General features: G+C 67.4%; 27 protein-coding genes and 1 riboswitch. Of the genes, 10 read left to right on the top strand and 17 right to left on the bottom strand.

Annotation, left to right across the window (positions count from 1 at the left end):
* Positions 1–10: 10 nt before the first annotated feature.
* From PJB24_RS01535 to PJB24_RS01525, 3 genes are all read right to left on the bottom strand, one after another.
* Positions 11–1,003, bottom strand: coding sequence for an alpha-ketoacid dehydrogenase subunit beta (locus PJB24_RS01535; RefSeq protein WP_273841924.1), 993 nt, complete (start codon positions 1,001–1,003; stop codon positions 11–13).
* Complete coding sequence (gene pdhA, locus PJB24_RS01530) at positions 1,004–2,053, bottom strand: pyruvate dehydrogenase (acetyl-transferring) E1 component subunit alpha (protein WP_273841921.1); 1,050 nt, start codon at positions 2,051–2,053, stop codon at positions 1,004–1,006. It lies immediately after the preceding gene.
* An 80-nt stretch (positions 2,054–2,133) separates the two neighbouring features.
* Complete coding sequence (locus PJB24_RS01525) at positions 2,134–2,688, bottom strand: non-canonical purine NTP pyrophosphatase (protein WP_273841918.1); 555 nt, start codon at positions 2,686–2,688, stop codon at positions 2,134–2,136.
* A 93-nt stretch (positions 2,689–2,781) separates the two neighbouring features.
* Here PJB24_RS01525 and PJB24_RS01520 point away from each other — a divergent pair, with 93 nt between their 5' ends.
* Positions 2,782–4,104, top strand: a complete 1,323-nt coding sequence (locus tag PJB24_RS01520) for an aminotransferase-like domain-containing protein (protein ID WP_273841915.1) — start codon at positions 2,782–2,784, stop codon at positions 4,102–4,104.
* Positions 4,104–5,063 (top strand): D-alanine--D-alanine ligase family protein, encoded by a 960-nt coding sequence (locus PJB24_RS01515; RefSeq protein WP_273841913.1) that lies wholly within the window; start codon positions 4,104–4,106, stop codon positions 5,061–5,063. The genes PJB24_RS01520 and PJB24_RS01515 overlap by 1 nt, the downstream gene beginning before the upstream one ends.
* A 250-nt stretch (positions 5,064–5,313) precedes the next feature.
* Here PJB24_RS01515 and PJB24_RS01510 read toward each other — a convergent pair whose 3' ends face one another.
* The 4 genes from PJB24_RS01510 to PJB24_RS01495 form a co-directional block, all read right to left on the bottom strand.
* Positions 5,314–5,736 carry a hypothetical protein gene (locus PJB24_RS01510; protein ID WP_273841911.1) on the bottom strand — a complete coding sequence of 141 codons (423 nt, stop codon included), beginning with the start codon at positions 5,734–5,736 and terminating at the stop codon, positions 5,314–5,316.
* A gap of 177 nt (positions 5,737–5,913) precedes the next feature.
* Entirely contained in the window at positions 5,914–7,329 is a 1,416-nt protein-coding gene (locus PJB24_RS01505) for an FAD-binding oxidoreductase (protein WP_273841909.1), read from the bottom strand.
* Between the two features lie 41 nt (positions 7,330–7,370).
* Positions 7,371–8,174, bottom strand: a complete 804-nt coding sequence (locus PJB24_RS01500; protein WP_273841905.1) for a DUF2182 domain-containing protein — start codon at positions 8,172–8,174, stop codon at positions 7,371–7,373.
* A 67-nt stretch (positions 8,175–8,241) separates the two neighbouring features.
* Positions 8,242–8,862 carry a DUF1326 domain-containing protein gene (locus tag PJB24_RS01495; protein WP_420541856.1) on the bottom strand — a complete coding sequence of 207 codons (621 nt, stop codon included), beginning with the start codon at positions 8,860–8,862 and terminating at the stop codon, positions 8,242–8,244.
* Between the two features lie 419 nt (positions 8,863–9,281).
* Here PJB24_RS01495 and PJB24_RS01490 point away from each other — a divergent pair, with 419 nt between their 5' ends.
* A complete protein-coding gene (locus tag PJB24_RS01490; RefSeq protein ID WP_273841897.1) occupies positions 9,282–10,436 on the top strand; it encodes a helix-turn-helix transcriptional regulator in 1,155 nt (384 codons plus the stop codon).
* Here the strand turns inward: PJB24_RS01490 and trmFO are convergent.
* The 4 genes from trmFO to PJB24_RS01470 all read right to left on the bottom strand — a co-directional run bounded on the left by trmFO (position 10,420) and on the right by PJB24_RS01470 (position 13,469).
* The gene (gene trmFO, locus PJB24_RS01485; RefSeq protein WP_273841894.1) at positions 10,420–11,736 is read right to left on the bottom strand and encodes a methylenetetrahydrofolate--tRNA-(uracil(54)-C(5))-methyltransferase (FADH(2)-oxidizing) TrmFO; all 1,317 of its coding nucleotides are present in this window, start codon (positions 11,734–11,736) and stop codon (positions 10,420–10,422) included. The two genes, PJB24_RS01490 and trmFO, sit on opposite strands and share 17 nt — an antisense overlap.
* 71 nt (positions 11,737–11,807) lie before the next feature.
* Positions 11,808–12,218, bottom strand: a complete 411-nt coding sequence (locus PJB24_RS01480) for a hypothetical protein (RefSeq protein WP_273841892.1) — start codon at positions 12,216–12,218, stop codon at positions 11,808–11,810.
* A gap of 8 nt (positions 12,219–12,226) precedes the next feature.
* Positions 12,227–13,003, bottom strand: a complete 777-nt coding sequence (locus tag PJB24_RS01475) for an SDR family oxidoreductase (RefSeq protein ID WP_273841890.1) — start codon at positions 13,001–13,003, stop codon at positions 12,227–12,229.
* A 19-nt stretch (positions 13,004–13,022) separates the two neighbouring features.
* Positions 13,023–13,469: a PaaI family thioesterase gene (locus PJB24_RS01470; protein WP_273841889.1), complete on the bottom strand. Its 447-nt coding sequence runs from the start codon at positions 13,467–13,469 to the stop codon at positions 13,023–13,025.
* A gap of 136 nt (positions 13,470–13,605) precedes the next feature.
* Here PJB24_RS01470 and PJB24_RS01465 point away from each other — a divergent pair, with 136 nt between their 5' ends.
* Positions 13,606–16,347 (top strand): EAL domain-containing protein, encoded by a 2,742-nt coding sequence (locus PJB24_RS01465; protein ID WP_273841888.1) that lies wholly within the window; start codon positions 13,606–13,608, stop codon positions 16,345–16,347.
* On the opposite strand, the gene PJB24_RS01460 is transcribed toward PJB24_RS01465, so the two are convergent.
* From PJB24_RS01460 to PJB24_RS01440, 5 genes are read right to left on the bottom strand one after another with little or no spacing between them, the layout of a single operon-like run.
* Positions 16,344–17,396 (bottom strand): phosphotransferase family protein, encoded by a 1,053-nt coding sequence (locus PJB24_RS01460; RefSeq protein WP_273841886.1) that lies wholly within the window; start codon positions 17,394–17,396, stop codon positions 16,344–16,346. The two genes, PJB24_RS01465 and PJB24_RS01460, sit on opposite strands and share 4 nt — an antisense overlap.
* A gap of 2 nt (positions 17,397–17,398) precedes the next feature.
* A complete protein-coding gene (locus tag PJB24_RS01455; protein ID WP_273841884.1) occupies positions 17,399–18,199 on the bottom strand; it encodes a 2-phosphosulfolactate phosphatase in 801 nt (266 codons plus the stop codon).
* A gap of 9 nt (positions 18,200–18,208) precedes the next feature.
* Positions 18,209–19,465, bottom strand: a complete 1,257-nt coding sequence (locus PJB24_RS01450) for an ABC transporter ATP-binding protein (protein ID WP_273841883.1) — start codon at positions 19,463–19,465, stop codon at positions 18,209–18,211.
* Positions 19,449–20,435 carry a FecCD family ABC transporter permease gene (locus tag PJB24_RS01445; protein ID WP_273841882.1) on the bottom strand — a complete coding sequence of 329 codons (987 nt, stop codon included), beginning with the start codon at positions 20,433–20,435 and terminating at the stop codon, positions 19,449–19,451. The genes PJB24_RS01450 and PJB24_RS01445 overlap by 17 nt, the downstream gene beginning before the upstream one ends.
* 7 nt (positions 20,436–20,442) lie before the next feature.
* Complete coding sequence (locus tag PJB24_RS01440; protein ID WP_273841881.1) at positions 20,443–21,420, bottom strand: ABC transporter substrate-binding protein; 978 nt, start codon at positions 21,418–21,420, stop codon at positions 20,443–20,445.
* A gap of 122 nt (positions 21,421–21,542) precedes the next feature.
* Positions 21,543–21,734, bottom strand: a riboswitch (cobalamin riboswitch).
* A 100-nt stretch (positions 21,735–21,834) separates the two neighbouring features.
* Between PJB24_RS01440 and PJB24_RS01435 the strand changes: the two genes are divergently transcribed.
* Together PJB24_RS01435 and PJB24_RS01430 are read left to right on the top strand one after the other, a co-directional pair.
* The gene (locus PJB24_RS01435) at positions 21,835–22,356 is read left to right on the top strand and encodes a PadR family transcriptional regulator (protein ID WP_273841880.1); all 522 of its coding nucleotides are present in this window, start codon (positions 21,835–21,837) and stop codon (positions 22,354–22,356) included.
* Positions 22,353–22,967 (top strand): class I SAM-dependent methyltransferase, encoded by a 615-nt coding sequence (locus PJB24_RS01430; RefSeq protein WP_273841879.1) that lies wholly within the window; start codon positions 22,353–22,355, stop codon positions 22,965–22,967. The genes PJB24_RS01435 and PJB24_RS01430 overlap by 4 nt, the downstream gene beginning before the upstream one ends.
* A 24-nt stretch (positions 22,968–22,991) precedes the next feature.
* On the opposite strand, the gene PJB24_RS01425 is transcribed toward PJB24_RS01430, so the two are convergent.
* Positions 22,992–23,669, bottom strand: coding sequence for a GntR family transcriptional regulator (locus PJB24_RS01425; RefSeq protein WP_273841878.1), 678 nt, complete (start codon positions 23,667–23,669; stop codon positions 22,992–22,994).
* 104 nt (positions 23,670–23,773) lie between these two features.
* On the opposite strand from PJB24_RS01425, the gene PJB24_RS01420 reads away from it, so the two are divergent.
* Genes PJB24_RS01420 through PJB24_RS01405 form a run of 4 tightly spaced genes read left to right on the top strand, consistent with a single transcriptional unit; the run spans position 23,774 to position 26,896 of the window.
* Positions 23,774–24,667 (top strand): fumarylacetoacetate hydrolase family protein, encoded by an 894-nt coding sequence (locus PJB24_RS01420; RefSeq protein WP_273841876.1) that lies wholly within the window; start codon positions 23,774–23,776, stop codon positions 24,665–24,667.
* Complete coding sequence (locus tag PJB24_RS01415; RefSeq protein WP_273841875.1) at positions 24,646–24,852, top strand: ferredoxin; 207 nt, start codon at positions 24,646–24,648, stop codon at positions 24,850–24,852. The genes PJB24_RS01420 and PJB24_RS01415 overlap by 22 nt, the downstream gene beginning before the upstream one ends.
* Entirely contained in the window at positions 24,849–25,547 is a 699-nt protein-coding gene (locus tag PJB24_RS01410) for a type 1 glutamine amidotransferase (RefSeq protein WP_273841874.1), read from the top strand. The genes PJB24_RS01415 and PJB24_RS01410 overlap by 4 nt, the downstream gene beginning before the upstream one ends.
* Positions 25,544–26,896 carry a glutamine synthetase family protein gene (locus PJB24_RS01405; protein ID WP_273841873.1) on the top strand — a complete coding sequence of 451 codons (1,353 nt, stop codon included), beginning with the start codon at positions 25,544–25,546 and terminating at the stop codon, positions 26,894–26,896. Before PJB24_RS01410 ends, PJB24_RS01405 begins: the two co-directional genes overlap by 4 nt.
* Positions 26,897–26,905: the final 9 nt, after the last annotated feature.

The following is a 26,905-nucleotide window of genomic DNA, read 5'->3' as shown; positions in this document are numbered from 1 at the left end:
TTCCGGCAACTTACTTCTCCTCCATGTAGAGAGCCCGCCGGGCGGCGTTCGCGACTGCCTTCTCGCTCGGGAAGGCCAGAAGCTCCAGGTTGCGCGCGTAGGGTGCGGGGGTCTCGGCCCCGCTCACCCGCTCCACGGGGGCGTCCAGGTAGTCGAAGGCCTTCTCCTGGATGATCGCCGCGACCTCGCTCGCCACCCCGAACCAGCGCCACTGCTCCTCGACCGCCACGGCCCGGTGCGTTTTCTTAACCGACTCGACTATGGCATCCTCGTCGAAGGGGCGTAGCGAGCGGAGGTCTATCACCTCCGCGTCCACGCCGTCCTCCTCTTCGAGCGTCTCGGCCGCCCGCAGGCACAGGTTGACCTGCCGCCCGTAGGCGATGAGCGTCACGTCCGAGCCCTCGCGGGCGATTCTGGCCTTGCCGAACGGCACGGCGTTGTCGCCCTCCTCGACCTCGCCCTTGGTCCCGTAGAGCGCTCCAGCCTCCAGGAAGATCACGCAGTTGTCGTCCCGGATGGCGGTGAGCATCATCCCCTTGGCGTCGTTCGGGGTCACCGGGGCGACGACCTTCAGGCCCGGGAAGTGCCCGTAGAAGCTCTCCAGCGAGTGGGTGTGCTGGGCGGAGAGCTGGACGCCCCCTCCGTTGGGACCCCGGATCACGAGCGGCACCTTGACCTGCCCGCCGGAGAAGTAGCGCACCTTGGCGGCGTTCTGGATGATCTGATCGGCCGCCAGGAACGAGAAGTTCCAGGTCATCATCTCCACGATGGGCCGCATCCCCATCATCGCCATCCCGACCGCCGCCCCGGTGAAGCCGTTCTCGGAGATGGGGGTGTCTATGACCCGCCGGGGACCGTACTTGTCGTAGAGCCCGTCGGTGATGAGGTGGGTCCCGCCGTAGACGCCGATGTCCTCGCCCATCAGGATGACGCTCTCGTCCCGGTCCATCTCGTGGACCATCGCCTCCCTGAGGGCCTCCCGGTAGGTCTTGGTCTCGGCCATCTACTCCTCCCCCTCCCCAGCGTAGACGTCGGTGTAGAGCTCCTCGGCGGGAGGCTCCTCGCTCTCTTCGGCGAACCTCACCGCCTCCTCCACCTCTCGTTTGGCCTCCTGCTTTATCTCCTCTATCCTCTCCTCGTCGATATCACCCGAATCCAGCAGCCGCTTCTCGACTATGCCTATCGGGTCTCGCTCGCGCCACTTCTCGACCTCCTCCTTGGTGCGGTACTTCTCGAGGAAGTCGGCCGCCCCGTGCGGCGCGATCCTGTAGGTGATGGCCTCGACCGCGTAGGGCCTTCCGCTCTCGCGCACCCGCTCGGCGGCCCGGTGGGCGCACTCGAGGACGGCGAGGAGGTCCATCCCGTCGACCTTCTCGTGCTCGATCGCGTAGGCGTCGAACTTGGCCGCCAGGTCGGTCATCGCGGTGGCCCGCTCGACCGAGGTGCCCATGCCGTACTGGTTGTTCTCGACTATGAACAGACAGGGGCACATCTCGTCCCTGCCCCAGAGACCGGCCAGGTTCGCCGCCTCGTGGAAAGCGCCCTGGTTGATCGCCCCGTCGCCGAGGAAGAGCTGGACGATGTGGTCGGTGTTCTGGTACCTGAGGGCGTAGGCGAGCCCGACCCCGACCGGGATGTGCCCCCCGACGATCCCGTAGCCGCCCATGAGACCGCGCTCGACGTCGAAGAGGTGCATCGACCCGCCCTTGCCCTTCACGAGCCCGGTCCGCCTGCCGTAGAGCTCGGCCATGACCTCGCCGGGCGAAGCCCCCAGGAGCAGGGCGTGCGGGTGGTCGCGGTAGGCGGTTATCACCCTGTCGCCCTCGCGGTAGGCGTCGAGGAAGCCGGTCGCCACGGCCTCCTCGCCCGTGTAGACGTGCAGATACCCGCCGATCTTGCCCTGACGGAAGGCCCTCTGACAGGCGTCCTCGAAGGCCCGGATCAGGACCATCTTCTGGTATAGCTCGGCCAGATTCTCCGGGGTTGTCGCCACGGCCCCCTCGCCGCGGGCTCCTACCTCACCGTTCTCCGAGCGTTCGTCCTTAGCCGGCATAAGGCCCCTTCCCGTTGAGAATGGTTTCTCTGCTCTCCAACCAAAGAATACCAGACTTCAAAAGCCCGAAATACGCGGCACTACGAGCCTCCGGAGAGCCATCGGCCCGCCTCCCTGAAAGCCCTCGCGCGGTGGGAGTCCTCGTGCTTCACCTCCCCCATCTCGGCGTAGGTCAGGGAGGAACCTTCGGGGACGAAGATGGGGTCCCACCCGAAGCCGCCGGCACCCCGCGGGGCGTCAGCCACCTCTCCCCGGACCTCGCCGCGGAAGGTCCTGATCCCCTCCCCCCTCATCGAGACGGCGACCACGCAGACGGCGAGCGCCCGGCGGTCGCGCTCACCGGAGAGCATCCCGAGCATCCCCTCCACCCCCACCGCCTCCAGAAACCAGCGGCTGAACGCGCCCGGGAGTCCGTTCCAGGCGCGGAAGACGATGCCGGAGTCCTCCACAATGACGGGCTCCGGCGGGTCGCCGAGGGCATCGCGGGCCGAGACCGCCTTCGCGCGGGCCACCTCGGCGAGGTCGAGGTGTTGGATCTCGTGAACCTCCGGCGAGGCGGAGAGCAGCTTCCTGCCGAGGATGCCCTCCACCTCCCGGCGTTTGTCCGGGTTGGATGTGACGAAGATCGGGTCCATGCTCCGAAGTCTACAATTGAGAAGGACGCTGTGGTAGAGTCGCGCCGTGTGCGCAGCTGTCAGTCCCTGCGATAGTGGGAAGAAGGTGATGCGGTGCCGCTCGTAGACCTCGACCGCTTCGATTTCCTCTACGCCCGGCGGGTGAAGGGGATGAAGTCCAGCGCGGTGCGCGACCTGATGGACGGCTCCTCGCGCCCCGGGATAATCTCGCTCGCCGGAGGTTTCCCGGACACCAGGGCCTTCGGCGAGGAGGCCCTGCGAGAGCTCTTCTCCTCCATCAGCCACGACTCGGCGCTGGCGCTGCAGTATGGCCCGACCGGCGGGATAGAGAGCACCAAGGACGTCATCGTCGAGGTGATGGCCGAGGAGGGCATACCGGCCCGCCAGGAGAACGTCTTCGTAACCACCGGGGCCCAGCAGGCGCTCGACCTGATCGGCAAGGCCTTCCTCGACGAGGGGGACATGATCCTCTGCGAGGGACCGACCTACGTGGGGGCTCTGAACGCCTTCGCCTCTTACGGCCCGCAGGTCGTGCACGTGCCGATGGACCGCTCGGGCATGATCGTCTCGAAGGCCCGGGAGATCCTGGAAGACGCGAGAAGGCGCGGCATCCGGCCGAAGTTCATCTATACGGTCCCCAACTTCCACAACCCCGCGGGCGTGACGATGAACGAGGCGAGGCGCCGGGAGCTGCTCGAACTGGCGCGCGAGTTTGACCTGGTCATCGTCGAGGACAACCCCTACGGCATGCTGCGTTTTGAGGGAGACCCCCTGCCCTCGCTCGCGGCGATCGAACAGGAGGAGGACGGCGAGGTCGGGCGGGTCATCTACCTGGGGACCTTCTCCAAGATCTTCGCCCCCGGCGTGAGGCTCGGATGGGTGCACGCCCAGCCGGGGATAATCCACAAGATGAACGTGGGTAAGCAGGGCGCGGACCTGTGCTCCTCGAACCTCTCGCAGATGCTCATCTCGACTTACTTCCGGGAGGGCGACTGGAAGGGCTACGTTCGGCGGCAGATAGAGATCTACCGCGAACGCCTGAGGACGATGCTCGACTCCCTGGCGGAATACATGCCAAAAGAGGTCCACTGGACCCACCCGAAGGGGGGACTCTTCGTGTGGGTCACGCTCCCCTCCTACCTGGACGCGAGCGCGATGCTGCCGCGGGCGGTCGCGGGCGGCGTCGCCTACGTACCCGGAGAGGGCTTCTACGCCGACGGCTCGGGCCGCAACTGCATGCGGCTCAACTTCTCCTTCGTCGAACCCGAGAGGATAAGACGCGGCATAGAGCTGCTCTCGGAGGTCATTAGAGACCGCATGGATCTCAAAAGCGCGCTCGAGAAGGGCGCGAAGGGCCCGCCCCGTGAGAAGAGCGCCGACCGCTCCCGTCAGGCGGCGGGCCGGGAGGATGGATAGTGGCCCGCCTCGTAGTCCTGCGCGGCGGTCGCTCGATGGAGCGCGACGTCTCTTTGGCCACCGGCAGGCGGGTGGCCCACGCCCTCGAGCGTCTGGGCCACGAGGTGCACGAGCTGGACCTCGAAGAGCGCCTGACCGAGACGCTCGTGGAGCTGGCCCCGGACGCGGCCTTCGTGTGCCTGCACGGCATCGGCGGGGAGGATGGGACGGTGCAGGCGCTGCTCGAGGCGCTCGGCATCCCCTACACCGGCAGCGGGCCGCACGCGAGCGTCCGCTGCTCGGACAAGGACTACGCCAAACGGCTGCTGCTCTCCGCCGGGCTCCCGACGCCGCCCTTCCGCACCTTCACCCGAAGGGCGATGCGCGAGATGGGCGCGGCGGCGGCGCTGGAGCCCGCCTCCTCCGGCCTGGGTTACCCGCTCGCGGTCAAGCCCTGCAGAGAGGGCTCGGGGCTGGGCCTCAGCCGGGTCGAGGGCGCGGAGGCACTCCCGGACGCCGTCTACGAGGCGTTCGGCTACGACACCAAGATCCTGCTCGAGCGCTGGGTGGAGGGGACGGAGATGGCGGTGCCGATCCTGGAGCCGCCGGGCGAGCCGCCTCGGGCGCTCGGGCTCGTCGAGATCCGACCGCCCGAGGGCGCCTACTACGACTTCCAGGCGAAGTACACCCCCGGCGCGACCGACTTCGCGATACCCGCCGAGATCCCGCCGGAGGACGCGGCGCGGGTGGAGGAGACGGCGCTAACGGCCTACCGGACGCTGGGATGCTCGTCCTTCGCGCGGGTGGATCTGGTCCTCGAGGGCGAAATCCCGTGGGTGCTCGACGTGAAGACGATCCCTGGCTTCACCGAGACCTCGACGCTGCCGCTGGCGGCGGAGGCCGCCGGGCTGGACTTCGACGAGCTGGTCGCGACGATCCTGGACGCAGCGCTATACCGGGAGACGCCGGCGAAACTTTAGACGAAGAGGGCGAGCAGGTTTGCCCGCCCTCAGCAGAAGGCAGCCCCCATTTTTCTAGTTGATCCTGCGCAGGGGACCGTTCAAATCGCCGAAGTTGCGGGTAGAGAGCGCCTGTACACCAGCCCGGTGTACCCCGTTGAATGGCGTAACCGTATTCGGACAGCCCGCTCTGGCCGCCGCCCTCGCCGAGTTGAACCACACTCCGAGATGAAAGGTGTGTACCGGGGCAAAAGCCGGATTGCTAGAGGCGTCAGGGAACGGCCCGGGCCTTGTGTGGTCCGGGCGCCGGCCCGCTTCCCGGCGCCACCGCGAAAGTCTCCACGCTGAAGCGCCCGATGAAGCGTCCCATGGCGTGCCCTCTGGCGTTGGTCCTGAGGTCTCCCTGGTACCACGACACTCCGAAGGGTGTGTTCGGGAGCTGGGTTACGAAAAGGTCGAACTCCCTGTTTGGCGGCAGCCTGTTCAGCGAGACGTTCATCACCTCAACGGGCCCCAAAGAGTGGATGGAGACGGTGCCGTTTGCGCCTTTGAGGCAACCAGCCGTAACCGCTCCGCTGGAACGAACCATCTTGAAGGTGGTGCTCGTCGTCAGGGCCAGGGCGCTCCCCGCGACGAGCGTCGCAGCCAGGAGCGCCGCGGCCAGGGCGAGGATCAGCTTCTTCTGCGGGCTCATACTCCTCCTTGTCCGTAAGGTACCCGCGCGGTCGAAGCAGTACGATCGATATATCCTCCGGTCGAGCTGCTCCTGTGAACGATCTGCCAGGGGCCTCCTCTCCGGGTTCGCGCAGGGTGTGGGTTTCCAGCAATGGTCTGTTTCCCACCTTCTCTCCATCTATCCCCCGCGATCTCCTTATGCCATCGGTTTTATGTTCTGGTTGAGGTGGAAGAAGTTGTCCGGGTCGTACTCGCGCTTGAGGGCGGCGAGACGCCGGTACTTCTCGGGACCGTAGCCGGTGCGTACGCGCTCCTCTCCCTCGTCGCCGATGAAGTTGAGGTAGATGCGCTCGTCGGTCCAGGGCCGGAGCGCCGCGTCGAGCTCCCTGGCCCAGCCCGCATGCTGCTCGAACCCGGCCGGGTCGGCCCACTGCGCGAGCGCGTGGTAGTTGTAGAGGGCACTCCGCGGCCCGAGCGGCGTATCCTCCTCCGCCACGCGGGAGATCGCACCGCCCATCGGGAAGAGCGCCAGCGCCGTCAGCGGCGAGGTCATCCGCAGCGCGCTCTCGACGGCGATGTCTATGGCCTCGTCCGGCAGCCCGTTCATGAAGCCTGCCTTCCAGTAGTGCTGCATCCCGGGAGGGTTGGCAGCGTCGAGCAGCGTCTGGACCACCGTGTAGGGCATCGGCTGGACCATGTCCATCGCCGGCGGGAAGGCCTCGCGCAGCGGCCGGATCGCCTCTTCCCCTTCCTCAATGGGTCCCGCGTGGCAGACGATGACGGCGAGGAGCTTCGTCCCCTGCACCCGCTCGGGGATGAACGGCTCCGGAGGGGCGGTGATAAACGCGCACCCCCCACCAAGCTCCTCCGGAGCCGTCTCGACGAAGTCGCGGTAGAAGCGCAGGAGATCGGGGGCCCGCTCCGCGGGGTAGAGCAGCATCCCGCCGAGTACGATCGGCCCGACCGGATGCAGCCTGAACTCGAAGGAGGTCGCGATGCCGAAGTTGCCCCCGCCTCCGCGCAAGCCCCAGAAGAGCTCCACGTTCTCGGTCTCGCTCGCCCGGACGAAAGCGCCCTCGGCGGTGACCATCTCCACCGAGAGGAGGTTGTCCGCCGTGAAGCCGAGGCTGCGCTCCAGCCAGCCGCTTCCACCGCCCAGGGTGAGCCCGGCGATCCCGGTGCCGGAGACCCTCCCGCCCGTCACGGCGAGCCCGAAGAGCTGCGTCTCGCGGTCGAACTCGCCCCAGGTAAGACCGGCCTGGGCGTGGGCCGTCCTGGCCCCCGGGTCCACCCGCATCCCCTTCATCGCCGAGAGGTCGATGACCATGCCGCCGTCGCAGGTCCCGTAGCCGGGGACCGAGTGTCCGCCGCCGCGGACCGCCACCTCGAGCCCTTCCGCCCGGGCGAAGAGGACGGCGGCAACCACGTCGGCAACACCGGTGCAGCGGACCACCATGGCCGGGCGCCGGTCGATCATGCCGTTGAAGACTTTTCGGGCCGACTCGTAACCGTCATCGCGCGGCAGGATCACCTCGCCCCGGAAACGTCCGGCAAATTCCCGAACGACCTCCTCCGCGGGCGTCCGGGCCACGGTGTTCTCTTGTTCCGCCATAGATCCGCTCTCCTTCTCTCTTTCGTTCACTTACCACCGGCTCACTGCAATGCCGCGCCCCAACCCAGGCTGATCGCCGCCGCCCAGCAGATGAGCGCCACTCCCACAGGGGCACTGATCCTCCTGCCCCAACTCACGTTCTTCTCCACTCCCATCACCGCTCCCAAAAGGACCATCCACAACAGGTTTCCTGCGCCTACCGCGAACATCACCAGCATCAAAGACCAGCAGCACCCCAGACAGAAGAGCCCGTGATGGACCCCGAGTAAAAATGCATGGGGCGCCTCGCGCCGGCCCCGCCAGTGCTCCGCGATGAAGCTGAGAGGGGAACGGCACCTCTCCAGGCATCTGTACTTCAGGGGTGCGAACTGGTAGACGCCCGCGAGCATCAGGGTACCCGCCCCTATGACCCAGGAGTTGGCTTCGAGCCAGGATGTGTGCTCGACCGCTTCGTGGATGAAGAGGTCGTTGAAGAAGGCCAGAGCACCGAAGAGCGTCCAGACGCTTATGTAGCCACAGAGGAGCAGGGCGATGAGCAGTAGATGGTCGGAACGCTGGTGGGTAAAGCGCTCGAAGAGCAGCACCAGCGGCAGGCTGGTGGGGAGCATCATGGCGACTATCATCAGCATCCAGCCGGAGACGAAGAGAGCCAGAAGCAGGGCGTACTCGAGCACGAATCGTCCCCCTATGCCGCCGAGGACGAGGTGGCCCAGTTCCTCGTGGTTCAGGTAGGGAGCGTAGGGGGAGGCGCTCCAGAGCCATAGCGCGAGCCAGGCCAGTACGATGAGCGCCGCCACAAGGACGGTAAAGACCCGGTTATGTAAGCCGCGCGGTGCTGTCCACATGGCAGGAGATCACCTCTCTCGATGAGTGGGGCGGAGCCGTCCTTCGAGCTCCGCCCCGGATGCCCTCTCAGGCCGCCTCGAAATGGAAGTGACCCTGGATGGCGTTGTTGTCCTGGATGTCTATGTCCTGCAGGCCGTAGGCGGAGGAGTTGCGCCGGTACCTGGTGGCCTTGCTCACGTAGGCGGGAGAGCCGGGGATGGTGGAGAAGATCGTCTCCTGCAGGGTGGTCGGCTTCTCGGTGGCTCCCATGTAGGAAGCCATCTCCGCCTCAACTATGAGGTTCACCCCCGAACCAACCCTGAGCGTCCCCCTCCCTTTTTCGACGGTGAAGGTGATGGGTGCCCGCTCCACCGCGACCACCTCACCGATCAGCTGCACGAGATCGGCCAGCGGTCCGCCGAGCCTGCCGGTGAAGACGTTCAGAAGAGCCTCCTGCTGCTCGTCTGTAGCCTCATCGTCTACGAATGCGACAACCCTCCAATTGCCATCGAGCACGTTGCCGGGGAGGTAGGCAAGCGCGGCGAAGGTCCGTCCCGAGACGTCCACGCCGTCTATCGTCCCTTTATCGAAGTGATAAGCCAACACCGAGTCGCAGGTGCCGTTGTCGGGGTCCTCACCGATCCAGCAGGGACAGAGCACGTTGCAGTTGCAGACCTCAAGCAATCGTCCTTCTAGTTGATAAGCCACTTTCTCCTCCTTTCACTCTCGAATTCCACCGGTTTTCCCTCCCATCGATGCTCCTCTTCTCTACCTCCTATCCCGGATCGTTCCGGTCAAAGGAGGTGTGCTCGCCGGGCTTGCCATCTCATTCGAAGCTCCATCCGAAAGCCTCCGCGCAGTCGGCTGTGGTCAGGTCCCAGGTGACTACACCCCATCCATCCGATCACTGGACGCTCTTTTCTTCCGGCCACCCGACTTCCAATCTAACCGCCGGAGAGGACCGGGAACATAGCAGAAACCTGCTGTTTTCAGGCCACGAACAAAAATTAATCCCCCATTCGGGGGATTCTCCCCGCACTAATATCCTGTTAGAATGCCTCACAACACAAGTATCAATCTCCCGGAGGAGATCGGTCCTGTCGTTTCCCAGGATGACCGGGGGTAAGATGAGCATCGGGGCACAGACCATGGCGAACGGCCTCGTCAGGGAGCGGGTCCTCGCCGGGATAAAGCGCGTGGCACACACGCAGAGGGCGCCGGAGGAGCTCCTCCGGGAGACGGTCGGTTTGCTGCGAGAGGTGGTGCCCTTCGAGGGTTATGCGACGAGCATGATAGACCCGCTGAGCGGGTTGCCTGCTGGCCCGATGGTCTTCAACAAGGAGATGGGCAGCAGAGAGGATGCGCGCTTCTTCTTCGAGTACATCTACTTCGAGGACGACGTGAACGAGTATGGCTGGATGGCGAGAAACGGACTCACCACGGCCCGCCTCTCCGACGGCACGGAGGGAAGGCTGGAGAGGTCACTCAGACACCGGGAGTTCAACCAGCCCCGGGGGTTCGGCTACGAGATACGGGCCGTGATGGCGAAGGATGGCGAGTCCTGGGGTGGGTTGTGTCTGGTGCGGGAAGAGGGTGATCCTGATTTCTCGGGGAAGGAGGTCACCTTCATAGAGCGTGTCCTGCCGCATCTCACTGCCGGTCTGCGCGTGGCGGCGCTGCGTTCCGAGGCAGGCAGGACATCGGGAGGGGAGCCCATCGGGGTTCTCGTCCTGGACCATCGCGGCCGAGTGGTGCAGAGAGCAGGGGGGATGGACCGGTGGCTGGAAGAGCTGGGGATGCCTCAGCCTTGCAGAGAAGATGGCAGCAACCTGCCGGAGGCGGTCTGGATACTCACCGGCATGCTCCGCCGCACGCTTGCCCCGCGCACCGGGGAGGACGAGGTTACGATTCCGCATCTACACGTGCGGGGGCGTTCGGGGCGGTGGATCTCGCTGCAGGCTTCGATCGGCGAGGATCAAGACGGGGCCGTGGCCCAGACGGTAGTGGTGGCCGCCCCGAGCGGGCCGAGGGAGCTCTCCAGGATCAACGTCGCCGCCTACGGGCTGAGCGGAAGGGAGAGGGAGATAGCCAACCTCGTGCTGCGCGCCTACTCGACGCGTCAGATCTCCCGCGCGCTCTACATCTCAGAGTCGACGGTGCAGGGGCACCTCTCCCATATCTTCGAGAAGGTCGGCGTGAGGAGCCGGCGGGAGCTGCTCAAGCGGCTCTTCTTCAGCAGCTTCCCGCCGGAAGAGAACGCCTCTCCTACCCGGCCGCCCTGACGCCGAGGAACTCGTCGAGGGCCGCGAGCGCCATTTGGGCCTGCCGCTCCCGGCGCTCCTGCCTGCCGAGGCGGCGCCCGTTCTCCTTCTTCGGGGCCGGGGGGACGAGCCCCCAGTTGGAGTTTATCGGCTGCAGCGTCCCGTCCTTGGTCGTGATGTAGTGGGCCAGCGCCCCTATCATGGTCTCCCGGGGCAGCTCTATCGGCTCCTCACCGCGGGCCACCCGGGCGGCGTTCACGCCGGCGATGTAGCCCATCGCGGTCGACTCCACGTAGCCTTCGACCCCGGTGAGCTGCCCGGCGAAGAACAGCGGCTCCCCGGTGCGGAGGCGCATGGTGGCCTCCAGCGTGTGGTTCGCCTTTATGTAGGTGTTGCGGTGCATCACGCCCATCCGGGCGAACTCCGCGTTCTCGAGGCCCGGGATCATGCGGAAGACCCGCTTCTGCTCTCCCCACTTCAGGCGCGTCTGGAAGCCGACCATGTTGAACAGGTGCCCTTCGGCGTCGTCCTGCCGCAGCTGCACCACCGCGAAGGGCTCCTCTCCGGTCCTCGGGTCCGGCAGCCCCACCGGCTTCATCGGGCCGAAGCGCAGAGTGTCCGGGCCGCGGGAGGCGATCACCTCCACCGGCAGGCACCCCTCGAAGTACATGTTCTCCTCGAAGTCCTTTATCGGGGCGAGCTCGGCGGTGGTCAGGGCCTCGACGAAGGCGTAGTACTCCTCCTCGTCCATCGGGCAGTTGAGATAGGCCGCCTCCCCCTTGCCGTAGCGGGAGGCCAGGTAGATCTTCTCGTCGTCCAGAGAGTCGCGGAAGAGGATCGGGCTCGCCGCGTCGTAGAAGTAGAGCCTCTCGCCGGAGAGCGCGGTGATCTTCTCTGCCAGCGCGTCGGAGGTGAGGGGCCCGGTCGCTATCACGGCGGGTCCATCGGGTATTTCGGTGGCCTCCTCGCGCACCACCTCTATGTTCGGGTGCCCCTCGACGGCCTCGGTGACGGCCCGGGAGAAGTCCTCCCGGGCGAGCCCGAGTGCACCGCCGGCCGGGACGCTGCTGGCGTCGGCGCAGCGCAGCACCACCGAGCCGAGCCTGCGGAGTTCCTCCTTCAGGAGGCCGGAGGCCGTGCTCAAAGAGAGGTTGCCCATCGAGTTGGAGCAGACCAGCTCGGCGAAGAGGCCGGTGTGGTGGGCCGGGGTCTGCTTCACGGGGCGCATCTCCCAGAGCTCCACCCGGCAGCCGGCCTCGGCCGCCTGCCAGGCCGCCTCGCTCCCGGCGAGCCCGCCGCCTATGACCGTTACATCGGGCACCAAACCACCTCCAGCCAGAAAGCCACCACGAGAGGATATTCTACGCCCGGAGAGGTCTCCGTCTACCGGCTCTAGCGCTCCCGCACCTCTGCCGCGCTGTACTCCAGCCCCAGCACCAGGAGGTAGACGGCGGTGGCGACGAAACCGGTCGCGGGCCATGCGAAGACGTCGTGGATGCCGTGCGATACCGGGTACGAGAGTACGATCGCGGCTCCGATGGAGAGGAGGTGCATGTTCCCCCACACCGCCAGCGTCCCAGGTTCCTGCCTGGGCCACGCCCCGAGCCTCCCGAAGGCCACCAACCCAGCCAAGACGTAGCCGAGCACCGCCCCGGCCATGAAGAGCAGCGCATCGATCAGACCCGGCAGGTGGTGCGCGTGGATCAGGAGTCCCCCCGAGGTCCAGATCGTGACGGTGTAGCCGTAGGGCACGCCGCTCGAACCGACCGCGACCCGCAGGTTGTTTATGTAGCGATCCCTCAAGGCACCCCTTACCAGGCCGTAGCCCCGCCGTCCACGACGACCGTCTGGCCCGTCATGTACGAGGAGGCCGAGGAGGCCAGGAACACGACCACGCCCTTTATGTCGTCCGGCTCTCCGAAGCGCCCCATCGGGATGTCGGCGAGCATCCGCTCTCCGAACATCTCCATCAGCCCGCGGGACATCTTCGTCGGGAACCAGCCGGGGGCTACGGCGTTGACCCGGATGCCGTGGCGTGCCCAGGCGGTCGCGAGATCGCGGGTCATCGAGATGACCGCGCCCTTGGAGGAGCTGTAGCCGACGGTATGCATGTACTCGGGGTTTCCGCCGACGAGTCCCGCGACCGAGGAGACGTTGACGATCACGCCCCCGCTCCCGCGTTCGATCATGCGCCGCCCGACCGCCTGAGACATCAGGAACGTCCCCCGCACGTTGACCCGCAGGACGTGGTCGAACTTCTCCAGCGGCATCTCGACCGCCGGCGCCCCCCAGGTCGCCCCGGAGTTGTTGACCAGGACGTCCACGCCGCCGAACTCCTCGAAGGCCGCCGAGACCACCCTCTCCACGTCCTCCGGCTCGGTCACGTCGCAGGCGAGGGCGAGCACCCTGCCCCCGGCCTTCTCCATCTCCCGCCGGGCCTCCTCGAGCTGCTCCATCCTGCGCGAGCAGATCACGACGTTCGCTCCCGCCTCGGAGAGGGCCTCGGCCATCTGGCGCCCGAGCCCCCGTCCCCCTCCGGTGACGAGGGCGGTCTTCCCGTCCAGGCGGAAGAGATCCAGAGCACCCACAGAGCACCTCCTCCTCTCTTTAGACGATGGGGTTGCCGCGCTTCTCGAAGATCCGGAAGGTGCCGGTGCCCAGGGCGACCAGCTCCCCGCCCCCGTCGTAGACCTTAGCCTCGGCGGTAGCCAGCCGGCGCGAACGGTGCACCACCTCGCAGCTGCAGGTTATGCGCCCCTCGCGCACCGCGCCGAGGAAGCTGACGTTCAGCGCGATCGTCGCGGTCCTGAAGCCGGCCAGAGCCGAGACCGCAAGCCCCATCGCGTTGTCCATGAGCGAGGAGTAGACCCCGCCGTGCAGCGTGCCATTGCCGTTGAGATGGATGTCTTTCACGTCGAGGTATATCACCGAGCGGCCCGGCTCCACCGACTCGACTCTGCACCCCATATATCTCGAGAAGGTAACACCCTCCTCGAAGTAGCGGGCGAGCTGCGAGAGCTGCTCACCTTCCAGAGCGTGACCGACCTCTTCCAATGTTATCCTCCCGCAGACGAGACGGCAGAACCTCTGTTCTCTCACACCGGCGGCATCGCGCCGGAGGGTTCATTATATTTCTTCCGAGCAGCGCCCTCGCGGTGGCCGCTGGTTCCGGCCGGAGATATACTGTGGCATGTCTGAAAACGAACTTTTGCCTCTGCTTGCATTGCAGTACTCCCCCTTCGAGACCGTACTCTTCCTCTCCTCGTGTATCTCCGCCGCGGCGGCGCTCTACGTGCTGCCCAGACGCCGGGTGCCGGGGGTGAAGGCGCTCACTCTCATGATGATCGCCGCAGTCTGGTGGGGACTGAGCTACGCGATGGAGATAGCCTCCTACTCGCTCGAGGCCAAGATCTTCTGGGCCAAGCTGGAATATCTCTCGATCTGCACGATCCCACTCGCGATGTACGTGTTCGCCGCCCGATACACCGGGCGGACAGCACGGTCGTCTTTTTCGTCCTGGTCACTGCTCTCCATCCCACCGCTCGTGACCTTCGGCCTCGTCGTGACCAACGAGCAGCACCACCTCATCTGGCGCAGCCTCCGCATCGGCAACCTCGACGGGGTCAGGATGCTCGTGGTCGAGCACGGGGCCGCCTTCTGGGTGTACTGGATCTACTCCTACGTCCTGATCCTCCTCGGCTTCGTCTCGTTCTTCCCACTCCTGCGCGGTGGCCTCTACCGCAAGCAGAGCGTCACCCTGCTGCTCGGCTTCCTGTGCCCGTGGGCCGGCAACCTGCTCTATGTCGCCGGTTCGGGTCTGCTGCGCAACTTCGACACCACGCCGGTTGCCTTCTCGGCCGGCGGTCTGTTCCTGTCCTGGGCCGTCTCGCGCTTCCGCTTCCTCGACGTCATCCCGGTCGCCCGTGAGGTGATCCTCGAAAACATGGGGGAGGCCGTGATAGTCCTCGACCCACAGGGTCGCATCGTCGACACGAATCCCGCGGCCAGGAAGCTGCCAGCTCTGGCCGGGGCGAACACCTTCGGCAAGTCGCTGTGGGAGAGTCTGCCGGAATGGGCGGAAGTGGAACCGGGGGAGAGCCGGGAGGTGGAGACACAGGGCGGTCACTACGCGGTCTCCCGGTGGCCCCTGCCGGAGCGCGGCCTAGAACCTTCGGGCAGCCTGCTCGTCGCCCGGGATATAACCGAGCACCGGTTGGCGGAGCAGCGGCTCGCCGAGAGCGAAGAGCGCTACCGGCGGCTCGTCGAGCTCTGCCCGGACGCCGTCGTCGTGCACAGCGAGGGCAAAGTGGAGTACGTGAACGGGGCGGGTCTCAGGCTCATGCACGCCTCCAGCCCGAACCAGATCGTGGGACACGAGGTACTGGAGTTCGTCCACCCGGACTACCGGGAGGTCGCCGCGGCCCGGATGGCCCAGGGATATCGTGACCGGAACCGGAGAGGGCTCTATACCTACCGCATCCTCCGGCTCGACGGCAAGACCCTCGAGGTCGAAGCCGCCGCGATGAGCGTCTCCTACAAGGGAAAGGCAGCCATACAGCTGGTGCTGCGCGACGTCACCGAGCGCAAGGTGCTAGAGGATCGTCTCACCCACCTCGCCTACCACGACATCCTCACCTCCCTGCCGAACCGGACCCGGTTCCTGGAACGCCTCGAGAGGGCGCTCTCCAGATCCAGGAGGAAGGGAGAGCACCTGGGCATCCTCTTCCTCGACCTCGACGGCTTCAAGCTGATCAACGACACCCTGGGGCACGAGGAAGGGGACAAACTCCTGGTCGCCTCGGCGACCCGCCTGGCCGGCTGCATACGCCCCTCGGACACAGTGGCCCGGCTCGGCGGGGACGAATTCGCGGTGCTGCTGGAGAGCATAGAGAACGAGGAACAGGCGGTGCAGGTCGCGGAGAGGATCTCCCGGGAGATGCGCGACCCGTTCATCATCGCCGGGCGCGAGGTCTTCGTCGGGGCAAGCATCGGCATAACGCTGAGTTCCTCCCCGGAGGACGCACCCCCCGACCTGCTGAGGGAGGCGGACACCGCGATGTACCGGGCGAAGAAGGAGGGCAGGGACTATGCGATCTTCGAACCGGAGATGAACCGCAGGGCGCTCGAGCTCCTGCACCTCTGTGAGGAGCTGAAGCGGGCGGTCGAGCTGGAGGAGTTCAGGCTGCTCTACCAGCCGATCATCGACCTTAGAGACGGCCGGATCCGGGGCATCGAAGCCCTCTTGCGCTGGGATCATCCCGAGCGCGGCACCCTGCTACCCGGGTATTTCCTGCCGGCGGCCGAAGAATCCGGCCTGATCCTGGAGATCGACCGACGGGTCCTGGAGGAGGCGTGCCAGCAGGCCGCCGCGTGGCAGAGAATGCGCGGCGAAGAGCATCCCGCACCGGTCTTCATCAACGTCTCGGGGGCACAGATCCGCTCGAGAGGCTTCGTCGGATACCTGGAGGATCTGCTGGAGCGTAACGGGCTGGAGGGAGGTGGCATCGTGTTAGAGATCACGGAGAAAGTCCTGGTCGAAGACTCCCCGGAGATGATAGACAGAATCAGCAAGATCAGGGCCCTGGGTGTCGGTCTCGCCCTGGACGACTTCGGCACCGGCCACTCCCCGCTCTCCCACCTGAGGCGCTTCCCCATAGACACGATCAAGGTAGACCATACGTTCGTCGAGGGGCTCGAATGGAACCCGGAGGATGCCATCCTGATCTCCGGCATCATCGGGCTGGTGCAGGCGCTAGGCAGGAATCTCGTAGCGGAAGGCGTGGAGACCCCGCACCAGCTCGCACGGCTGCGCGGCATGGGATGCGAGCTGGTGCAGGGCAACCACCTCTCCAGGCCGCTTTCGGCCGACGCCGTCTCTACCCTGCTCCTGGACGGCAGGGTGACCCCGGCTCCCGGTCCGGCGCAGGACTAGGAGGAGCGTGAGAGCGAGTAGGCGTAGCGGACGAGGTTCTCGACCCGTTCGCCGAAGGTTGCGAACCGCTCGTCCTTCGTCTGGCCGCGGACCCAGCGGACGTAGATCTGCTGCAGGATGACCGCGAGCTTGAAGTAGCCGAAGACCCGGTACCAGTGCATCCGGGAGAGGTCGCGCCCGCTCTTCTCGGCGTAGCGCTGCATGAACTCCTCCCGGGTCATGAAGCCGGGCGCGTCGGTCACCGTCGGGAGGACCCGCTTCATCTCGGGCGGATCGTCCTTCTCGACGTAGTAGGAGAGGGAGACGGCGAGGTCGAAGAGTGGGTCCCCCACCGTGGCCATCTCCCAGTCGAGCACGGCGCGGACTTCGGTGGGATCTTCGGGGTCCAGGATGAGGTTGTTGAGCTTGTAGTCGTTGTGGATGATCGTCGGCGGGGGGCTCTCGGGGATGTCGGAGGCTATCCAGCGGGTCAGGGGCTCGACCTCGGGTATCTCCCCGGTCTTCGCCCGCTCGTAGCGGGAGATCCAACCCTTCACCTGCCGCTCCAGGAAGCCCTCCGGGTGCCCGAGGTCTCCGAGCCCCGCCGCCTGGTAGTCGACGGCGTGCAGCCCGACCAGCGTGTCGCAGAGCGTCTCGGAGATGCCCCGGCAGAGCTCCGGCGTGGGCTCCATCCCTTCCGGGAAGGAGTCGTCTATGACGATGCCGCGCCTGCGCTCCATTACGTAGAAGGGCGCGCCGATGACGGATCGGTCCTCACAGTAGAAGTAGGGCTTCGGGGCAAGGGGATAGACGGGGTTGAGGCGCATGAGCAGCCTCGACTCGCGCTCCATGTCGTGCGCCTTGGGCGGTACGGGACCGAGAGGCGGCCGCCTGAGCACGCCCTCCCAGGAGCCTATCCTGAGAAGATACGTCAAATTCGAGGCCCCGGAGGGGAACTGCTCGACCTCGAGGCTGCCCTCCGGCAGCCCCTCGATGTGCCGCCGCAGGTACTCCTCGACGGCCTTCCTGTCGAAATCCTCGCCCTCGCGCACTTTTATGGTTTCAACCAATTTCAGACCCCCTGCTCGTCCTCAGCCGCCCGGGAACCTCCGCCCAGCTCCTCGACCCTGCGCAGCGTGCCGTCCCTCACCTCGAGGACGGCCTCGCTCGCCCCGACGTCCGCCGCGAAGCGCAGCGTCTCGATCCGGTCGTGCTCGACGAACCACCGGCCGGCGCGCGAGCGGGCGAGCACCTCCACCGGGTCTTCGAGCCTGCCGGCCCATTCCCGCGCCAGGATCGCGGCGTCGTTGAGGTTCCATTCCTCCACGCCGAGCCGCGAGACTATCGCCGAGGCCCCGAGGAAATCTTCGAGGTCGAACCGTCCCCCGGAGCCGGCGCACACCAGGTACACCGCCTCCGCCCCCGAGGATTCGAGGTAGCGCGCCGTGGCGGGCGCGTTGCGCAGGCAGGAGACGAGGACGATATCCGCGGCGGCGACCTCGGAGATGGCCCTCGTCCCGTTGGTCGTGAGGAAGACGACGTCCCTGCCGGCGACCTTCTCCGGCGAGTACTCCTCGGGCAGCGGGCCGAAGTCGTACCCCTCGACCCGCTCGGCGCCCTGCTCCCCGCCGCGCAGAGCCTCCGGTCCCACCCGGGCGTAGACCTCCTCGCCCTCCTGCAGGCTCCCGACCGGGAAGACGCGCCGGGCACCGTTCTCGAGGATGGTGAGCAGCGTGGTAGTCGCCATGAAGACGTCTATGACGACCGCCACCCTCCCCGGCAGACGCTCGGGTACGATCTCCTTGCGGCTCATCAGCACGCCGAGCCGCCTCAAGGTGCGTTCCTCGCTCTCTGCTTCGAACTCACCACCCAAGACATTCTACTAGCCCTCCCCCCGGCCACCCCGCGCGCCGATCCCGCCGCGCAGCTCCCGGATCAAGTCCTCCAGCCCCGCCTCGAACGCGCCGGCCTCGAGCAGATCATCTGGCGCGGCGCCCCCGCCTCCGTGATGGTCCACCACGGCGACCGGGATCCCTTCCTCCAGCGCCTCGAACGCCGCCCCGAGCACGACTCGGCCGCCCGGAGGGGAACCGCAGACGGCGACGAGATGTGCCGAGCGAGCAGCCTCCGCGTTGCGCCGCAGCACCTCGCCGGGGATGGGGGCGAAGGGCTCCGCCTCGACGATCTCCGCCCCGAGGGCGCGGGCGACGGCGTGGTCGAGGTCTCCAGGAGGGAGCACGCCGGCGGAGAACCCCACCCCTTCCTCGCTGAGCCGGCGCATCAGAAGAGCGCCGGCACCTCTGCCGCAGATCACGTGCACCTCCGGTATCCCGCCCCCGGTGACCCGCCCGGAAGCGGTACTCTGCACGATGAGATCCCCCGTCGCCGGGGAGACCAAGACCTCCGCCTGTGCCCCGAAGACCTCCCGGATCACCTCGGGGCGCAGCGCGGCGCTCGGGACACCGGCGGCGAAGACCTCACCGCCACGCATGACGACGACCCTCGAGGCGTGCCGGGCGGCGAGGTTGAGATCGTGGGCGACTAGGACCACGGTCGCCCCGGCGCGGCCCAGGCACTCCACGACCCGCATGAAGGCGAGCTGGTGCCGGATGTCGAGGTGGTTGGTCGGCTCGTCGAGCAGCAGCACCTCGGGCTCCTGGGCGAGCGCCCGGGCGAGGGCGACGAGCTGACGCTCCCCGCCCGAGAGCTCGGTCATCCTGCGGTGCGCGAGATCCCACACCCCGACGTCCTCCATGGCCCGCCCGACCGCCCCTGGCGCGCCGGGGTCCGAGGGGAAGAGCCATCCTTCGTAGGGGGCGCGCCCCATCTCGACCACCTCGCGCACCGTGTAGTCGAAGGCCGGCGCCCCCTCCTGCGGTACGACCGCGACCCGGCGGGCGAAGAGCCTCGCATCCCAACCCCCGACCTCCCTGCCGTCGAGCAGCACCACCCCCTCCCGCGGCCGCAGGGCCCGGGCGAGCGTCCGGATCAGGGTGCTCTTGCCGCTGCCGTTCGGCCCGACTACGGCGAGCATCTCCCCCTCTCCCACTTCCAGGCTCACCCCCGAGAGCGCCTCGTGCGCGCCGTAGGCGACGCGCACGCCCCGCACCTCGAAGACGATCTCACCAGAGCCGGCCACGCCTGCGGCTCCTGGAGAGCAGATACACGAAGAAAGGCGCCCCGCACAGGGCGGTTATGATCCCGACCGGGATCTCGATCGCGGGGATCGCGGTGCGCGCCGCGTCGTCGGCGGCGACGAGGAAAGCCGCCCCCCACAGCCCCGAGACCGGCAACAGCAGGGCGTGACGCGGGCCGGCCAGTATCCTGCCGGCGTGCGGCACGATGAGCCCGATGAAGCCGATCACGCCGCTGACCGCGACCGCCGCCGAGGCGCCGAGCGCGGCGAACCCTATCGCGAGCAGCTTCACCCGCTCGACCCCGACCCCGAGGTAGGTGGCCTGCTCCTCCCCGAGCGACAGTATGTCGAGCCTGCGCGAGAGGGCCAGGAGCCCAGCCGAAGAGACGACGAGGTACGGCAGCGCGTCCACCACCCTCCGCCAGTCGGCAGGCGCCAGAGACCCCAGCAGCCAGAACAGCACCGAGGAGATCCTCTGGTCGGCGAAGGTCAGGATGACGAACGAGTAGACCGCAGCGGCGAAGGCCCCGACCGCGAGCCCGACGAGCAGCAGATCGGCGATGGGAAACCGCCCGCCGCGCCGCGAGAGCCCGACCACGGCGAACGCCGCCGCGAGCCCCCCGCAGAAGGCGGCGGGCGGGACCGCGGAGAGCCCGGCCGCCCCGAAGGAGGCCCCGGAGGCTATCGCGAGCACCGCCCCGAGCGCGGCCCCCGGCGAGACCCCCACCACGTACGGGTCGGCCATGGGGTTGCGGAAGAGCCCCTGCATCGCGGCCCCGCTCACCCCGAGCGCCCCTCCGACGAGCATCCCGAGGGCTATGCGGGGCAGCCGGATCTGCAGGACTATCGCCCGCGAGACTTCGTCCCCGCCCCCGAGGAGCGTCCGCACGACCTCGCCGGGGGAGAGCCAGGCCGGTCCCACGCCGAGCGAGAGCACCGCCACCAACACCAGCGCGGCGGCGGAGGCCCCCACCCAGAGGCTATCTCTTGCTGTGGACTTTGAAGGCACCGGGGTGTATCGCCTCCGCGATCTGCTTCACCCCCTCGACTATCCTCGGCCCCGGACGGGTCGTGAGGTTGTCGTTTATGACTTCGACGTGCCCCTCACGCACGGCCTTGAGCGCCTCGAAACCGGGACGGCTCGCGACCTTCTTGGGCGTATCGCCGGAGGAGCTGCCGATCAGGTAGTAGTCCGGGTTCTGCTTCACGAGCTCCTCGAGCGAGTACTGCGGGTAGGCGCTCTTCGCCCCGGCGGCGACGTTCTTCCCGCCGGCGAGCTTTATCTCGTCGTCTATGAAGCTGCCCGGACCGGCCGTCTGGAGTGGCTTGGGGTAGACCTCGTAGAAGACCGTGGGATGAGACAGCCCCCTGACCTCCTTCCTCACCTGCGAGAGCTCGCGGCGCATGTGCCGCTGGACCTCGCGGGCCTTCTTCTCGTCCCCGACGACCTCCCCGACCGTCCCGATCGAGGCTATCGCCCCCCGGACGCTCTCCGGGTTGATCACGACGACCTTCGCCCCGGTCTTCTTCTCCAGGTCGGCCGCCTGCTGCCTGGTCGTCGCAAACGACATGAAGAGCACGTCGGTCTTGAGCGAGGCGACCTTCTCGGCGTTGACCCCTTTGTAGTCCCCGATCTTCGCGATGTGCTCGACCTGCGGCGGGTAGTCGTCGGCGGTGGTCACCCCCACGACCCTCTTCCCCGCCCCGATCGCGAAGAGCGTCTCGGTGATGCTCGGGGCCATCGAGGCGATACGCTCGGGCTTCTTCTCTATCGTGACCTTCCTCCCGAGCGAGTCGGTCACCGTGACCGGGTACCCCGAAGCACCGCCGCGGGCCTGCGTGGCGCCCCCGGAAGAACCCCCTCCAGAAACCCCGCCCGCCCCGCACCCGGCGAGCGCGAAAACCACCACGGCGAACGCCACCACGACGCGCAGGACGTAACCCATCCTAACGAACATGCCAGAGAATCACCTCCCCACCTCGAAACGAACTCGGAAATCCAGCCCGAGAGAGAAGCCCTCTAGGGCCCGGCGGGAAGCGACCAGAAAATCACCACGCCCGAACTCCTTCCTCGAAGAGCCTGCGACCTAAGCGCCCGGCAGGTCTCCTGGCTCGCGGCTCCAAAGCGCCTCCCCCGCAGCCTTCCCAGGCCCCGAAAAGGACCCAGTGACCGGGCAGAGCCCCCAGGCGGAGTGTCGCATCGCCGCTCACAGTGGCGGGACCGCGCCGGATTCTCACCGGCTTCCCTCGCACCAGACGCACCCTCTTTCGAAAAGCATAACCGAAACCACCCCACCGCGCACGTCCATTGACCGGTCCAGTCCAATAGGTTACATTAACCTAGGTTAGATTAATCCATAAAGGAGTGAGCGGTGTACACGGATATCCTGATCCTGAGCAGCGTGATCGAACGACCGCTGCACGGGTACGAGATAAAGCGGGGGGTGGGCCGGGTGCTGGGGCGGGAGTTCGCGCTCAACAACAACCAGCTCTACCCGGCGTTGCGGCGGCTGGAGGAGATGGGGGCGGTGGAGAAGGAGGTCGTGCGTCAGGAGGGCAGGCCGGACAGGCACGTCTACCGGGCGACGGGGCTGGGGCGGGAGGCTCTGGGCGAGATGCTCCGGGAGTTTCCGCCCGAGCTGGCGCGAAACGACGCGGAGTTCATGGTGAGGGTGGCGCTCTTCGAGCTGCTGGAGCCCGAAGAGAGGAGGAGCATCCTGCGGGCGAGGCGGGAGTTCCTCGAGGAGCATCTGGAACGCTCCGTCGAGATGGAGTCGCGCATCGGGGACGGGCGCAGTCCTTACGCGGCGAAGGTGGTCTCGTTCCACCGCAGCACCATCGAGCACGAGCTGGCCTGGATCTCGGAGCTGGAGAGGGAGGTGGAGGGCGCGTGAGAGACCGGGACGTCGGGCGTTTCGACCGGTGGGCGCCGACCTACGAAAAGAGCGGGCTGCAGGCCAGCTTCTTCGAGCCGGTACACGAGGCGACCCTGCGGCTCGCCTCCCGTATGGCGCCGCGGCCACACCGCGTGCTCGACGTGGGCTGCGGAACGGGGGCCCTGCTGCGCCGGGCGTCGGGGCGCTTCCCCGACGCCCGGCTCGTCGGGGTGGACGCCGCGGCCGGCATGATCGAGGCGGCCAGGGAGGGTGGGACACCGGCGAGCCTCGTCTGCGCTCCGGTCGAGCACCTGCCGTTCGATGATGGAGAGTTCGACCTCGTCCTCAGCACCGTCTCGTTCCACCACTGGGAGGACCAGCAGAAAGGGCTCCAGGAGATAGGAAGGGTCCTGGCGCCGGGAGGCTCTCTCGTCCTGGTGGACATCTTCGCCGCTTCCTGGCTGCGGGTGATGCTCCTCCCGATGAAGCTGCACGGTAAGTTCCGTACGCCCGCCGCGGCCTCTCGCATGCTACGCCCGGCCGGCCTTACTCCCGGCCGCCGGGATACGGTCCTCAAAGGTCCCCTCGGCCTCCCCGTGGTCTCGGCGGTTCCGGCGGGCAAGCCATAGCGTCCGGGCCGCGCCGCTGCCCGCTCACCCCTTCTGCCACTCGTACTTCCAGTGGCCCACCGCCCGCTCTATGTGCTCGAGCATGAGCCTCCCGGCGTCCTCCGCACGCCCCTCGGCGACGGCGGAGGCTATCTGGCGGTGCTCCGCGACGTCCTCTTCCTTCCAGTCAGAGGTGAGCATCCGCCGCGAGAGGAGCCTGCGCCCCACCTCCACGATCCAGAGCGAACCCAAAACCCTTACCAGCTCCTCGTTGCCTGTCGCCCGCGCGAGATGCATGTGGAACTGGCGGCTCGCGTCGTGCGCCTCCACCCCGTCGGCGGCGTCCGCCTCCCGCTCTATAGCCCCGTACAGGAGGTCTATGTCCCTGCCGTTCCTGCGACCGGCCGCGAGCCGTGCTATCCCCGGCTCGAGCAGCGTCCTCACCTCCAGCCGCCGCAAAACCGCCTCGAGCCCGAGATCCGCCACCCGATATCCCCGGTTCGGCTGAAACTCCACCAGCCCCTCGTCCGCCAGCCTCCTCAACGCCTCCCTCACCGGCGTCCGCGAGATGCCGAACCTCTCCGCCAGCTCGACCTGACCCAGCCTCGTCCCCGGCTCGGCCTCCCCCCCGAGCACGTACTCCCTGATCCGCTCGTACGCCCGGTCCGCGACCGAAGACGCGTCTATGGGCCCTCCACCCGCAGCACTCCTCACGTTCGACATGCATGCGATCTTAAATTGTGTGGATATTTTATTCAAGCTGAAAACTCCATTGACAATCTCCCTTCTTTTGGATACATTATCCATGATTCAGGAAGGAGGAAGGTTTGGATCTTTCGCGGGGACCGAGGGTGAGGGTTCTGGTCGAGGGCGGGCCCGTCTGGGGTCTTTTGGAGCCTGGAGGTGTGATCGCGCTGGAGGACGGCGGCAGGATCTCCGAGGAGGAGGCTATCTATCTCGCGCCTGCCGAGCCCTCGAAGATAATCGCGCCGCACCTCACCTACCGCAGCCGGGTCGAGGAGTACGGGGCCAGGGTGCCGGATCATCCCTCGTACTTCCTCAAGCCCCCCAGCTCCCTCGGCGGGCACCGGGGTGTATTGAGGCGTCCGAAGGGGACGGGGTTTCTCAACTACGAGGGGGAGCTCGCGGTCGTCGTCGGGCGCAGGATGCACGGCGTCCCCGAAGAGGAGGCTCTCTCGTACGTGGCGGGGTACACCTGCGCCAACGACGTCAGCCTGCACGACTTCCGGCACGCCGACCGCGGCTCGATGCTGCGGGTCAAGGGGCAGGACGGATTCCTGCCGCTCGGGCCCGCGGTCGTTCCGGCCGGGGAGTTCGACCCGGAGGACTTCACGCTCAGGACGTACCTCAACGGCGAGGTCGTGCAGGAAGCCACCTCGGACGACATGATCTTCGGCGTCGCCTACCAGCTCGCCGACCTGTGCCGGCTCATCACGCTCGAGCCCGGGGACGTCGTCCTCACCGGCACCCCGGCCAACTCGCGCCCCATGCAGCCCGGGGACGTCGTCGAGGTCGAGATAGAGGGCATAGGGAGGCTCTCCAGCACGGTCGAGGAGTGGGACGTCGACCTCTCCCACGGCCCCGGCGAGCGGCCGCAGGTCTCCGCCCAGACGCTGCACGTCGCGCTCGCGGTCCCCGAGGAAGACGCCGAACGTATGGTGCGGGAAGGAGAGCGGGGATGGACGGGAAGCTCGAAGTAGAGGTGGATCTCGACCTGTGCCAGAGCTGCGGCGAGTGCGCCAGGATCGCGCCGGAGATCTTCACCCTCGGCGAGGACGACGTGCTGCGCTGGAGGCCGGAGGCGGAGATCTCGCTGGAAGAGAAGGCCCGCGAGGCCGAGGAGGCATGCCCCACCACCGCGATAAAGGTCGAGGTGGTGCGGTGAAGCCCGTTCTCATAAGGCAGCACGCCGAGAGAACCCCGCCGGCGCTCCTCGCCGGGTGGCTGCACGAGAGGGGCATCCCCTTCGAGGTGAGCCGCTCCTGGCTCGACGGCGAGCCCCCCGACCCCCGGCGCCACCTCTTCGTCGCCTCGCTGGGCTCGCAGTACAGCCCACGCGACGCAGAAGAACAACCCGCCGTGGCCGCAGAACTCGATCTCGTCCGCAGGTGCGTCGAGGAGGAGGTACCGGTCCTCGGGCTGTGCTTCGGCGGTCAGGTGCTCGCGAGCGTCCTCGGCGGCGAGGTCGGTCCCCTGCCCGAGCCCGAGCTCGGCTGGTGCGAGGTAGAGACCAAAGACCCCGAAGAGATCCCGCCGGGCCCCTGGCTCGAGTGGCATTTCGAAGGCTTCGAGACCCCGCCCGGGGCAGAGGAGCTGGCGCGCACCAGACGCTCGGTGCAGGCTTTCAGGTTCGGTCCCCACCTCGGGGTCCAGTTCCACCCGGAGAGCACCGTCGAGGTGGTCGCAGGATGGGCCCGCAAGGACCTCTCCTCCGGCAGGCTCTCCCGCTACGGGGTGGAAGACCCTCTCGCGCTGCTCGAAGCCCCGCCGGAGAAAGAACACGCCGCCAAAGAAGCCGCCTTCAGGCTCTTCGACGCGTTCTTCGAGCGGGCGGTGAGAGAAAGGAGCCACAGAGCATGACACCTCAGGAGCAGAGGACGGAAGAGAAGACCACCGAGATACTCCTCGACGGATCGGTCACCTCCGTGCGGGTGATCTACCCGGACCTGCACGGGGTGGCGCGGGGCAAGGACGTACCGGTCGCGGAGTTCGGTCGGGCGACCGAGCACGGGCTCGCCTTCTGCTCGGCGGTCATGGGCACCGACCTGCGCCACGTACCGGTCGTGGGCGGCGAGGAGGGCTATCCGGACATGATTGCCTACCCCGACCTCTCGACGCTCACCCCACTGCCCTGGGAGCCCGGTGTGGCCTGCTGCATCGCCGACCTCGAGCCCGTGAGCCAGAACTCGCGGCGTCCGGCCGACCCGCGGGGGGCGCTGCGCCGGGCCGTGGCCGCCTTCGAGGAGATAGGGCTCTCCCCGGTGGTCGGGCCCGAGCTCGAGTTCTTCCTGTGCGTGCCCGACCCTCAGGCGAAGAACGGAGTGCGCCGCTACGTGGACAACCTGAGCATGGTCTACACCGCGGGCCCGCAGGCCGACCCGAGGGGCGTCGTCCGCCGGCTCGCCGAAGACCTCTCGAAGATGGGCCTCGGCGCCTTCGCCGCCAACCACGAATTCATGAACTCACAGTACGAGATCAACCTGCACCACGGCCCGGCGCTCGCCGCCGCGGACCGGGCCTTCCGGCTGAAGAGCGCCGTGAAGGACGTCGCCGCCTCCTGCGGGCTCGTCGCGACCTTCATGGGCAAGCCTTTCAACGACCAGGGTGGCTCGGGGTTCCACCTGCACCTCTCGGCCGAGCGGGAGGGCGAGAACGCCTTCGCGCAGGAGGACGACCCGGACGGGGTCTCCGGCGTGATGCGGAGCTTCGTCGCCGGCATCCTCGCCCACGCCTGCGGCGCGATGGCGTTTCTGAACCCAACGGTGAACGCCTACCGCAGGCTGGTGCCCGACTCGCTCGCCCCCACCCACGCCAACTGGGGCTGGGACAACCGCACCGCCTTCGTCCGCATCCCGGCCGAGCGCGGCCGGGCGACCCGGGTCGAGGTGAGGGTCGGGGACGGGAGCGCCAACCCCTACCTGGCGATAGCCGCGGTGCTCTTCTCGGGCCTCGACGGCGTGCGCAGGGGCCTCGAGCCCCCGCCGCCGGTCGGCGGCGACGCCTACCACGCCGCGGGACCGGAGGCCGGAGACCCACTGCCGGAGACGCTGGAAGAAGCGCTCGAGGCGCTGGAGAGAGACGAGGTGCTGGTGGAGGGGCTCGGCACGGAGATCGTCGAGACCTTCCTCGCGGTCAAGCGTTTCGAGGCCGAACGTCACCGCACCTGGGTCTCGGACTGGGAGATAGACGAGTACCTGCACCATCTCTAAGGAGGAGGA

The sequence above is a fragment of the Rubrobacter calidifluminis genome, assembly GCF_028617075.1.
Classification (GTDB): Bacteria; Actinomycetota; Rubrobacteria; order Rubrobacterales; family Rubrobacteraceae; genus Rubrobacter_E; species Rubrobacter_E calidifluminis.
The sequence above is the reverse complement of the archived record's forward strand: the minus strand, read 5'-3'. Positions and strand labels throughout refer to the sequence as shown.